Raw genomic sequence first — 10,957 nt, forward strand, 5'->3', positions numbered from 1 at the left:
AGCGGTGCGGTCGAGTGCAACCCAACGCACTCGACCGCACCACTGCCGCAGCGTGTTTCAGAAGTGAATCACCCCGCGCATGTTCTTGCCGTCGCGTAGGTCCTGGTAGCCCTCGTTGACCTGCTCCAAGGAGTAGGTCGAGGTGATGAGTTCGTCGAGCTTGAGTTGCCCGGCGTCGTACAGGCGTAGCAGGCGCACGATGTCGTACTGCGGATTCGCGGACCCGAAGAGCGTGCCCTTGATCGTCTTCTGATTCAACGTCAGATCCGTGCCGGACACGTGCACAGTCAGCTTCTCGGGATCGGCGAGCCCGGTGATGACGACGGTGCCGCCCTTACCGATGGCCGCGGTTGCGGCTTGCACGACCTCCTCGTCGACGGTTCCGACCAGAATCAGAGCCTGGTCCGCTCCCTGACCCCACGTGAGTTCGGTCAACTTCTCCTGCGCCGACGCGTAGTCCGCGAACGCGTGAGTCGCCCCGAACTTCAGCGCCTGGTTACGCTTGAACTCGAGCGGATCGACGACGAGGACATGCTTCGCGCCCGAATGCACCGCTCCCTGAACGGCATTGATGCCGAGGCCGCCGATGCCGTAGATGATCACGGAGTCACCTGCGCGTACACCGCCCGCGTATACGGCGGTACCCCAGCCGGACGGAACGCCGCAGCCCACGAGAACTGCTGTCTCCAAGGGCAACCAGTCGTCGATCTTGACGACGGAATGCTGCGAGATGGTGGCGCGTTCGGAGAAGGTACCGAGCATGCACATCGCTCCGAATTCGGTGCCCTTGCTGTCGCGGCGACGGAACGTGCCGTCGGGCATGCAGCCCTCGAGGATCGTTGCGCCCATGTCGCACAGGTTCTGTCGGCCTGTGGAGCAATAGCGGCAGGTGCCGCAGTTCGGGATGAAGGAACAGACGACATGATCGCCGGGCTTGACCTTGGTGACGCCGGGACCGACTTCTTCGATGATGCCGGAACCCTCGTGGCCGCCGACGATGGGGAAGCGCGGTGGAAGGTCGCCGTCGAGCAGATGTAGATCCGAATGGCACAGCCCTGCGGCCACGTACTTGATCAGGACTTCACCGGGGCCGGGGCCGTCCATGTCCAGTTCGATGATCTCGAACGGCTTGTGTGGCTCGAACAGTACTGCTGCTTTGGTCTTCACGGAGATTCTCCTGACGTCGATTCAGCGGTCGATGGATGTGGCGTGTCCGACGGTGCCGCTGCTCTCGTATTGCCGGGCGCGCATCCATGCATGGAATTGTGACCCCGATCACGGGTGGAGAGTGTTCAGAAAGTGGACAACCTCAGCCGAGGATGCCGAACTCGCGCATCCGCTTGTACAGCGTGGTTCGACTGATTCCCAGGCTCTCCGCCGTCGTGCGTTTGTTGCCGCCCTGCCGCGCCAACTCGTGCACGATGGCGTCGCGCATCGCGGTGTCGAGGGTGCTCATCCGGGTGGTCGACGCTTTCTTGCGCGGCCGGACCAGTTCCCGTTCGGTGATATCTCCGACGGATCTGCGCGACGCGGCCTCGGTGACCTCGGCCCGTAGTTCGCCGATGTTGCCCGGCCAGTCGTAGTCGATCAACGCCGACAACGCTGCCGGGGTGAAGTGCGCGCGGGACTCGAGCTCGGCCATGATGGCGCGGACCAGGTCCGGAATCTCGTGTCGGCGAGAGCGCAACGGGGCCAACTCGATGGTCTCGGCGCACAGGGACAGAAGTTGGCGATGTTCTAGTTCGGCCGAGTCGGTGGCCGAGCTCGACAGCGCGTACCACCCGGGAGCGGACGACAGAATCGAATGCAGCCGGCTCGCCACCGGGCCGGTGAGGAAGTGCACGTTCTCGACCACGACATCGTGTGCGGCCCGGACCTGATGCTCGACGCCTGCCAACCACTCGGCTGCAGTCGTCGTCACCAGATCCGACGCGTCGAACCAGCGTGGTGACGTCGTTGCTGTCCAGCGGGCCAGGGTGGTCGATTTCCCGGTGCCGGGTTCACCGGTGACGCACAACGGCTTTCGTGTCTTCGGTGCCGGTGGAGGTGTACGCACGGTGTCGTGCGGATCGATCTCGATGACGATGCCCGCGGCCGACACCGGACGTTCCCAGCGCACGGTTGCATGCAGTCCGGAATTGAGAATCACATCCTGTACGACGCCGCTGCGCCGGACCGCATCGTCGGTGAGCGAGCGTAGTGCGGAGTGGTCCACTGTGTCCACTATTGTTGCAGCGCTGGTGTTTTCGAGCAGAATTTCGTCGGCGATCGCGATGACGGGGGCACCGCGGCGCTGTGAGGATGCGTACTGAAACGCCTGGAAGAGTCGTTGTTCGCCCGAACGCGTCTCTTCGAGGAGCCTGCCCTGAATGTCCTGTGCGGCATGGACGAGCATCGGTTGGAGCAACGGGTTGTCGTCGGAGGCCAGGAAGGTGATGTCGAGGACGCCCTCGATGCGGCGGGTGACGGGGTGGATCAGGGGGTGGCCGTAGCAGCCGAAGGTTTTCATCGACTCGATGTAGTGCTCCTCGGCGTGCACAGCGCACGGGGCGCGCATCTCGAAGCTCGTCGAGATCGAATTGGTACCCGACGCCTGTTCGGTGAACGAGCGGCCAACGACCGCGCCCATGGAGGACACCGCATCTCGTAGCGAATGGGTTCCGAAACGGAGATCGACCAGCCGGGCGTCACGGTCCGCGAGCAGGACGCAGTACCCGGAGCCGTGGAGCACGCTCTCCATCCGATCGAGGATGGGATTTGCCGCGGCGAGGAGGCGGCTACGACGGTCGACGTCACGCAGGCTCGCCTGCTCCAGAGTGTCCGCCGGTGCGAGACCGCTCTGCGCCGACCGTTGCCAGGACTTGGCAATGGAATCTCGGAGCTTCTCGGCACCGCTGGGCATCTCGCGCACCTCCGTCGGCCGGCGCATGGTCGTCATACGACGGTATCGCCGACTGCTCCGCTCGACGCACGTTTCGACGGAACCTGCCCGATCGGGCAGTGATGTATTGACAGTGTGCTGTCATATCCGCACAATGACAGCACACTGTCGAAATTCTGGAGGTTCGAGATGACAACGATCGCTCTGTACGCCACCGACACCATGGCCGACTGGGAGTACGGGTACCTCACCGCCGGGCTGGCCATGGCTCGTGAACAAGACCCCGACGCCAATCGGCTGATCGTTGCATCCGAGACAGGGGAGGCCGTCACGACGATGGGAGGATTGCGAATTACTCCGGACGTCGGCTTGGCGGATCTGCCGGCACTCGACGCATTGATTCTGCCCGGCGCGCCCAGTTGGGACTCCGGTCACGACACGGTCCTTAAGCTCGCCGCCGAACTGGTTGGGGCGGGAACGCCGGTCGCGGCGATCTGCGGCGCAACAATGGGTTTGGCCCGAACCGGACTGCTCGACGACCGGCCACATACCTCCAATGCCGCCGAGTTCCTCACGCAGGCAATCGAATACCATGGTTCGGAGTACTACCGCGACGAGAAGGCAGTGTCCGACGGCACCGTGATCACCGCAGGCGGTGTGAGCCCGTTGGAGTTCGCGAAGCTCGTGTTCGAGCGGTTGAACGTGTTTCCGCAACCCGTGGTCGACGCCTGGTACGGCCTCTACACGACGGGGGAACGCAAGTACTACGACCAGCTGGCCGGCGCATGAAGCAACGCACCCCCGAGGGAGATGCGTTGACTGCGCTGGTCCTGCCCGTCTTCGAGCTCAACGGTGAATTCCTCGCCGCCGCACAGGACATCACCGAGCCGACGGGCCTGACTCCGGCGTGGTGGCAGGTTCTCGGAGCCACCTTGGACGAGCCGCTCTCGGTAGCCGACATCGCGCGACGTGTCGGGCTGGGGCTGGCACGACAGAGCGTGCAAAGAACCGCAAACCTGTTGGTGGACAAAGGGTGGGCCGTGTACGTCGACAACCCGAACCACAAGCGCGCGAAGCTGTTGGAACCCACCGCCAAGGGACGCGACACCGTTGCCGAGCTGCGGGATGCGCAACATGCCTGGTCCGATGCCGTGGGAGCCGCTGTGGGAGAGGGAGAGCTGCAGGCCTTTGCGGCAACCCTGGAGAAGATCCTTTCGGCATCCAGGGACTATCGCGGCGGCAGTGCATAATTCGGGCATGGTTGCGCTCGGGGTACTTCTGACCGGATTGCTGGCCGGATTGTCGATGCAATCGGACGGCATCGACATTTTCGGCGACAGCAGGTTCGGCAGGCACTGCTGACGACATCGTTTCTGCTCGGGCTGCTCAGTGTGGGTGCAGTAGAGGCGTTACAGCACAGCGCAATTCCCCGGCACTACGCCGACTACCTCACCGAATCCGACATGGGCACACCGGTGGTCGTGCCGGTGCTCTGTGTGCTCGTCGTGGTGGCTGCGGCGTGGGCAGCGCGCGCCGAACAGGGCGAAAGCCCGGCGACCGATCGCGACATCCGTACGGTCGCGGCAATACTGCTGGTCTCGATCGGTGGCCTGCTGCTCAATATGGTGTTCGTGTTCAGCATGTTCCAGAGCCTGTACGGGTTCGGCGGCCGCTGGTACTACGGACTCCTCGTCGTACCCGTGCTGTTCGCGGCGGCCGGTGTGTTCCGTGGTCGCGGCGGCGTCATGGTCCTCGCCGGAACGGCGGTGTTGCTCACCTCGACCACCACCGCGGGGGTGGGAATCAGTGCCTCGGACAGGGGCTGGGTACTGGGAATGGTTGCACTCACCGCAGTCTCGGTGGCAGCCGGCACCGCGCTCGGATTGCGTTGGGGACGTCCGTTGATCGGCGTCGCAGTTCTGGCGGTGGTCTGCGTGACGGCACTGTTCGAGCAGCCGCCGCTGGACAACGTTCACTACGTCGCGACCCTGATCGTCTTTCCGGCCGCCGCAACCTACCTGTACGTGGCGTGCACACCGGCCGCTCCGACGCCGTCGACCCTCGGCCTGGCAATCCCGGTGGCGATCACGGTGCCGATGGTCGTCACCTACGGGTGGACGTCGTACACGCCGTTGACCTCTGCACTCGCGGACTCGTCCTGGCCCCGCGTCGAACTGTGGCTGTCGACGGGCGGTGCATGTGCCGCCGTCGTGCTCGCAGGCGTCGGGATGTGGGCCCTCGGGCGCTACCGGATTCCGGGGTAAACGACACGCGAAACCTGTTCTGACATAATGGTATCTGTCCTCTCGAACGTTGTCGCGGCCCAGATTTTCGAGCGGGTTACGGCAATGCCGGAGCCGATATGTCGGCGTCGACGGAGGCTTCGAGGGCGGCCGCTACCGCGAGGGCGACGGCGTCTTGCCCAGGTGCGGCCGCGACGGTCAGGCCGAACGGCAGGCCGCTCGTCGTGCTACCGATCGGGATCTGCACCGAGGGTGCACCGGTGTTCGCGCTGATACCGCACGCTGCCGTGCCTGCCCACTCCTCTGAGGCTGTTTCCGGCGTCGTCGGGTAGATGAGGATGTCGACATTCTGTGCGGCCATGAGGTCGGTCAGCGCCTGCGTTCCCGCCTGTTGTTTTGCGAGGGTCGCATCCTGCGCCGGGTTGGGCAACGAGGGTGCCTCCAACCATTCGGTGATCGTGTCTGCTTCCAGCGCACTGCCTTCGGTCACATCCTCGAAAGTCAAAGCATCCGAGGGGAGAGCCCTCGCGGCGACCTCGGGGTCGTAGGCGGCGTCCGTCGAGCTGAGAAACTGGTCGATGGATGGCCGTGCATCCTTGTAGCCACTGTCGGTCAGAACGTCGGTGGCGAACTCCTCGTTCAGCTCGGGTAGGTCGACCAACTGCGGTCCCGATTGAGCGAGTGCCTCGACGGCCGCATCCGAGCCGCTACGGATCTGGGGCCGCACGGCCTGGTCGGGACTGTCCGGATCAGCCCCACGGGCATCGAACGGCCAGGTGAGGTACGCGGCCGTCACCGATGTCAGGTCCACTGCTGCTGCGGAGTCGGACCATCCGTTGTCGTTGCCACTGGTCAGATCGGCCACCGCGGCTGCGTCGGCGACCGAGTGCCCGATCGGCCCGACCACGTCCTGCGAAAGAGACAGGGGGACGACGCCGTCCCTGCTGATCGCATCGTGACTCGGGCGAAAACCCACCAGCCCGGCGTGGGCGGCCGGCCCGACCACCGAGCCGCAGGTGTCCGTACCCAAGGCGATCGGGGCGAACCCCGCCGCCACGGCTACTGCGCTTCCGCCACTGGAACCGCTTGCGCTGAACTCACGGTCGAAAATGTTCGCGGTTGTACCTTCGACGGAACTTTTGGTGAACGTTCCATGCCAGGCGAATTCGGACATGTTGGTGGTTCCGAGGATGATTGCGCCCGACTCTCGCAGGTTGCGAACCACCGGGGAGTCCTCGACGGGGCGAAACGAACTCAGGTTGACATTTCCCGCCGTCGCGGCAAGTTCCGAACTTCCGATGTTGCTCTTGATCAACACCGGAATACCGTGCAGCGGACCCCGTATCGTTCCCGCCGCGCGCTCGTCGTCCAACGTGCTCGCCTCGGCCAGTGCGTCGGCATTGACGTCGACAACAGCATGCAGCGGCGTCGGGCCCGAGTCGTCGTACTTCTCGATCCGGTCCAGATACGTTCGAGTGATATCCGCGCTGGTGTACTGACCCGACTCCAAGCGTGACCGAAGATCGTCGACGCCGAGTCCCTGCAACGGGAGCTCGGAACCGTTGTCGGGAGTGCTGTTCGATTGACAGCCGACGGCGCTGAGCGTGAGAGCCGTGATCAGTACGAGGACGCCCCTGCGGTCTTGGATGGACACGGTAACGACGCTAACGACGCCGTATGCACACGCTGTTACGCATCAGTAAATTCGGACCGCGTGACACTCGGAGTCGGAGCTTCGCCGGGGAGTACCGTTTTCGGTATGGCTTACAGATACCTCGGAAACAGCGGACTGAAGATTTCGGAGATCACGTACGGCAACTGGTTGACCCACGGATCGCAGGTGGAGAACGACATCGCCACCCAGTGCGTGCGTGCCGCCCTCGATGCCGGCATCACCACGTTCGACACCGCCGACGTCTACGCAAACGGAGCAGCCGAGACCGTGCTGGGCGACGCGCTGAAAGGCGAGCGTCGGGAATCGCTGGAGATCTTCACCAAGGTCTACTTCCCGGTCGGGCCCAAGGGCCCCAACGACACCGGACTCTCGCGCAAGCACATCCTCGAAGGCATCGACGCGTCGCTGCGTCGGCTCGGCACCGACTACGTCGACCTCTACCAGGCCCACCGCTACGACGTCGAGACTCCGCTCGAAGAGACCATCGCCGCATTCGGTGACGTCGTCCGCCAGGGCAAGGCGCTCTACATCGGCGTCTCCGAATGGACCGCCGACCAGCTCCGCGCTGGTCAGGAACTCGCCCGCCAGAACGGGTTCTCGATCATCTCGAACCAGCCGCAGTACTCGGCCCTGTGGCGCGTCATCGAAGATCAGGTGATCCCCGCGTCGAAGGAATTGGGCATCTCGCAGATCGTCTGGTCGCCCATCGCCCAGGGTGTGCTCACCGGCAAGTACCTCCCCGGTCAACCTCTGCCCGACGGTTCGCGCGCCAAGGACGACAAGGGCGGCGACAAGATGATCGCGCGCTACCTCGACGATCAGACGCTCACCCGCGTGCAGCAGCTCAAGCCGATCGCCGACGATCTGGGAATCACCATGGCGCAGTTGGCTGTTGCGTGGGTGCTGGCCAACGACAACATTGCCGCCGCACTCGTCGGTGCCTCCCGCCCCGAGCAGATCGCCGAGAATATCAAGGCCTCCGAGGTCACCCTCGACGCCGACGTGCTCGCGAAGATCGACGATGCGCTCGGCGATTCGGTCGAGCGTGACGCGGGGAAGACAGGCTCGCCGGAAGCACGTCTGGTCTGACCGCCTGCCGGCGTCGGTCCGAGGCGAACAGGGTAATAAGGACGTATGGACATGATCACCGTCGATACACCTCAGGGCCAGGTTCGCGGTCGGACCGACGCAGGCATCACCTCGTTCCTCGGGGTGCCGTATGCCGAGGCCCCGTTCGGCCCCCGTCGATTCCAGGCACCGTCGCGGCCGCCTACCTGGGACGGAGTGCGCGACGCGCTCGAGCTCGGGGCCACTGTTCCCAAGGTGGGCTACCGGCCGCCGACCAGTGAGATCCTCAGCGAGCCGGTGGTGCCAGGCGAGGACTGCCTGAACGTCAACGTCTTCACCCCCGATGTCGGCGCCTCGGCACCGGTGTTCGTCTGGATCCACGGCGGCGCATTCGTCAACGGCAGCAACGCAATCCCCACGTACGACGGTTCCGCGTTCGCTCGGGACGGGGTCGTCGCCGTGGTGATCAACTACCGACTCGGAGTCGACGGTTTCGCGCTGATCGACGGTGCCCCGGCCAACCGCGGGATGCTGGACCAGGTCGCGGCTCTCGAATGGGTCCGCGACCACATCGCTGCCTACGGCGGCGACCCGGCGCAGGTGACCATCGCCGGTGAATCCGCGGGCGCGATGAGCGTCGGCACTCTGATGTCGATGCCCCGTGCCGAAGGCCTCTTCCAGCGGGCAATTCTGCAGAGCGGAGCCGGGCACCACGTCATCACCGCCGAGACCGCAGCAAAGGTCTCCGCAGCATTGGCGTCCGCGCTCGGTGTCGAGGCAACGGTCGACGGATTTGCTTCGGTGTCGGTGGACGCGTTGGTCGCCGCTCAACGTGAACTGTCCGATCGGATCACCGCCGAGGCCCCGACCGGAGCGTGGAGTGAGCTGGCCCTGAACGTCATGGCCTTCGAGCCGTACATCGACGGTGATGTCGTTCCGGCGCTGCCCATTTCGCGTATCAGCGACGGTGCGGGCACACAGGTGGATGTGTTGATCGGAACCACCAGTGAGGAGCACGCGTTCTTCATCGTGCCCGCCGGCCTGGTTCCGCACATCACCGAGGACTACGTGACGATGGTTCTCGCCGGGTACCAAGCCGATGCATCGGCGCTGGACCGGTACCGCGAGCAGCTGCCCGACGCCTCGGCCGGCGAGCTGATGATCGCCGTCATGACCGACTGGTTCTTCCGCATCCCGGCCACACGACTGGTCGAGGCCCGTTCCGGAAACGCGTTCGTCTACGAGTTCACTTGGGGCTCAACGCTGTTCGACGGCGCGCTCGGAGCCTGCCATGCGCTCGAGATCCCGTTCGTGTTCGACATGCTGCACAAGCCCGAGACCGCCCGCATCACGGGCCCGAATCCGCCGCAGCAGGTGGCCGACCAGATGCACCGTGCCTGGGTCGATTTCGTGCGCGACGGCTCTCCGGGCTGGGACCCGTACGGCTCCGAGCGCACAGTGATGATGTTCGGCACCGAGCCGGGCGTCACCCTCGACCCGAGGCCGGCAACCCGCGCGGTGTGGGACGGGGTTCGCTGACCTTCTCTCGGCAACCTCCGAACGTCGTCTGCGGGTGGCTCACCGGCGGGTTAATCTCGGATATGCGCAGATTCCTTCCTGGTTTCGGTACGAGTTCTCCGGTCCCCGCGCGGCCTGCTCGCGTCGTGGTGGTCGGTGGGGGCTTCGGCGGCTTCAACGCCTTGCAGCGGCTGGCGAAGCTGCTGGGGCCCGATCGCGCCGTGCTGACGTTGGTGGCCCCCACCGACTACCTGCTCTACAGTCCGCTCCTACCCGAGGTCGCCACCGGCGTTCTGGATCCGCGGGACATCGCCGTCTCGACCCGTCAGGCGCTGCCGCGCGTCAAGTTGGTGCTCGGTCACGTCACGACCGTCGATTTCGACGCGCGCGAGCTGACGGTGATCGGCCCCGACGGCGACTCGACGCTCGAGTGGGACAAGCTGATACTCGCGCCCGGGTCGGTGACCAAGCAGTTCGATATCCCCGGTGTCGATGAGCATGCGTACGGGCTCAAGACGCTGAGTGAGGCCGTCTACATCCGCAACCACGTGCTCGCGCAACTCGACGCAGCCGATGCTCTGCCGGACACCCCGGAAGGCCGGAGCGAACGTGCCGAGCGGCTGACGGTGGTGGCCGTGGGAGCCGGCTACACGGGCACCGAATTCGTTGCCCAGATGCAGAATTGGGTCAAAGGCATTGCATCCCGTTGGGCGAGCGTCGACCCGGACGAGGTGCGCTGGGTACTCGTCGACGTGGCCGACGCGGTGCTGCCGGAACTCGGCGCGCGACTGGGCAAGGAAGCGCTCGCCGTGCTCGCCGAGCGAGGTGTCGACGTCCGGCTGGGGGTGTCGGTGGCATCGGCCACCGCAACGTCGGTGACGCTCACCGACGACGAGGTGATCCCGTCCCGAACTCTGGTGTGGGGAGCGGGCGTCGCCGCGAGCCCGCTCATCGCACGGCTGGGTCTGCCCACAGCGGGCGGACGCCTGGTGGTGGGCGCGGACATGACCGTCCCCGGCGTAGAAGACGTCTGGGCGATCGGCGACGCGGCGGCAGTCCCCGACCTCGCCGCCGACCCGTCGAAGCCAACGCCGCCGACGGCGCAGCACGCCCAGCGCCAAGGCGTCGCCGTGGCACAGAATGTGGCGGCGTCGATGGGCGTCGGGCAGGCACGTCCGTACAAGCACAAGGATCTGGGTCTCGTCGCCGATCTCGGTGGATTCGACGGTGTGGCAAAGCCTCTGGGCATTCCGTTGACCGGACCCGTCGCGAAGTTCGTCGCGCGCGGCTATCACTTGTACGCGTTGCCGACGGTGTCCGCGCGAGTGCGGGTGGCAACGGACTGGCTGTACTCCTCGGTGCTGCCGACGCGCGTCGTCAACCTCGCGCAAGTGCGATCCGAGGATGCGCTGATCAAGAAAGCTCAGGCAATCGATCTGTACGAGTGAGTGCCTACGGCAGTGGTGGGGGGGGGGGGGGGTGGGGGGGGGGGGGGCCCCCCAACCACCACACACACCCCCACCCCAACAGCTCGCCACCCGACCCCCCCCGGGGGGTGGGGGGGCCGGCGGT

Annotated in this window: 9 protein-coding genes; 6 read left to right on the forward strand and 3 right to left on the reverse strand. The window is 65.4% G+C overall.

Annotation, left to right across the window (positions count from 1 at the left end; genetic code table 11):
* Nucleotides 1-57: 57 nt before the first annotated feature.
* Both R3P95_RS24465 and R3P95_RS24470 read right to left on the reverse strand, forming a co-directional pair.
* Complete coding sequence (locus R3P95_RS24465) at nucleotides 58-1,167, reverse strand: NDMA-dependent alcohol dehydrogenase (RefSeq protein WP_068053551.1); 1,110 nt, start codon at nucleotides 1,165-1,167, stop codon at nucleotides 58-60.
* Between the two features lie 142 nt (nucleotides 1,168-1,309).
* Nucleotides 1,310-2,938, reverse strand: coding sequence for a sigma-54-dependent Fis family transcriptional regulator (locus tag R3P95_RS24470; RefSeq protein ID WP_317549756.1), 1,629 nt, complete (start codon nucleotides 2,936-2,938; stop codon nucleotides 1,310-1,312).
* Nucleotides 2,939-3,070: 132 nt separating this feature from the next.
* Here R3P95_RS24470 and R3P95_RS24475 point away from each other — a divergent pair, with 132 nt between their 5' ends.
* The 3 genes from R3P95_RS24475 to R3P95_RS24485 all read left to right on the forward strand — a co-directional run bounded on the left by R3P95_RS24475 (nucleotide 3,071) and on the right by R3P95_RS24485 (nucleotide 5,145).
* A complete protein-coding gene (locus tag R3P95_RS24475) occupies nucleotides 3,071-3,670 on the forward strand; it encodes a DJ-1/PfpI family protein (protein WP_317549757.1) in 600 nt (199 codons plus the stop codon).
* Entirely contained in the window at nucleotides 3,667-4,131 is a 465-nt protein-coding gene (locus R3P95_RS24480) for a MarR family winged helix-turn-helix transcriptional regulator (RefSeq protein ID WP_269596627.1), read from the forward strand. The genes R3P95_RS24475 and R3P95_RS24480 overlap by 4 nt, the downstream gene beginning before the upstream one ends.
* A gap of 141 nt (nucleotides 4,132-4,272) precedes the next feature.
* On the forward strand, nucleotides 4,273-5,145 hold the full coding sequence (locus tag R3P95_RS24485; RefSeq protein ID WP_317549758.1) for a hypothetical protein: 873 nt from the start codon (nucleotides 4,273-4,275) through the stop codon (nucleotides 5,143-5,145).
* Between the two features lie 76 nt (nucleotides 5,146-5,221).
* On the opposite strand, the gene R3P95_RS24490 is transcribed toward R3P95_RS24485, so the two are convergent.
* Complete coding sequence (locus tag R3P95_RS24490) at nucleotides 5,222-6,778, reverse strand: amidase (protein ID WP_317549759.1); 1,557 nt, start codon at nucleotides 6,776-6,778, stop codon at nucleotides 5,222-5,224.
* A gap of 105 nt (nucleotides 6,779-6,883) precedes the next feature.
* Here R3P95_RS24490 and R3P95_RS24495 point away from each other — a divergent pair, with 105 nt between their 5' ends.
* The 3 genes from R3P95_RS24495 (at nucleotide 6,884) to R3P95_RS24505 (ending at nucleotide 10,833) form a co-directional block, all read left to right on the forward strand.
* A complete protein-coding gene (locus tag R3P95_RS24495) occupies nucleotides 6,884-7,888 on the forward strand; it encodes an aldo/keto reductase family protein (protein ID WP_149406430.1) in 1,005 nt (334 codons plus the stop codon).
* A gap of 45 nt (nucleotides 7,889-7,933) precedes the next feature.
* Nucleotides 7,934-9,406 carry a carboxylesterase/lipase family protein gene (locus tag R3P95_RS24500; RefSeq protein WP_394855467.1) on the forward strand — a complete coding sequence of 491 codons (1,473 nt, stop codon included), beginning with the start codon at nucleotides 7,934-7,936 and terminating at the stop codon, nucleotides 9,404-9,406.
* Between the two features lie 62 nt (nucleotides 9,407-9,468).
* Nucleotides 9,469-10,833, forward strand: coding sequence for an NAD(P)/FAD-dependent oxidoreductase (locus R3P95_RS24505; RefSeq protein WP_283347692.1), 1,365 nt, complete (start codon nucleotides 9,469-9,471; stop codon nucleotides 10,831-10,833).
* Nucleotides 10,834-10,957 lie beyond the last annotated feature (124 nt).

The sequence above is a fragment of the Rhodococcus cercidiphylli genome, assembly GCF_033042225.1.
Classification (GTDB): Bacteria; Actinomycetota; Actinomycetes; order Mycobacteriales; family Mycobacteriaceae; genus Rhodococcoides.

Bases quoted from the DNA above. Each gene is read 5' to 3' on its own strand.
- R3P95_RS24505 (WP_283347692.1), top strand. From the start codon at position 9,469: ATGCGCAGATTCCTTCCTGGTTTCGGTACGAGTTCTCCGGTCCCCGCG.
- R3P95_RS24495 (WP_149406430.1), top strand. From the start codon at position 6,884: ATGGCTTACAGATACCTCGGAAACAGCGGACTGAAGATTTCGGAGATC.
- R3P95_RS24475 (WP_317549757.1), top strand. From the start codon at position 3,071: ATGACAACGATCGCTCTGTACGCCACCGACACCATGGCCGACTGGGAG.
- R3P95_RS24500 (WP_394855467.1), top strand. From the start codon at position 7,934: ATGGACATGATCACCGTCGATACACCTCAGGGCCAGGTTCGCGGTCGG.
- R3P95_RS24470 (WP_317549756.1), bottom strand. From the start codon at position 2,938: ATGACGACCATGCGCCGGCCGACGGAGGTGCGCGAGATGCCCAGCGGT.
- R3P95_RS24480 (WP_269596627.1), top strand. From the start codon at position 3,667: ATGAAGCAACGCACCCCCGAGGGAGATGCGTTGACTGCGCTGGTCCTG.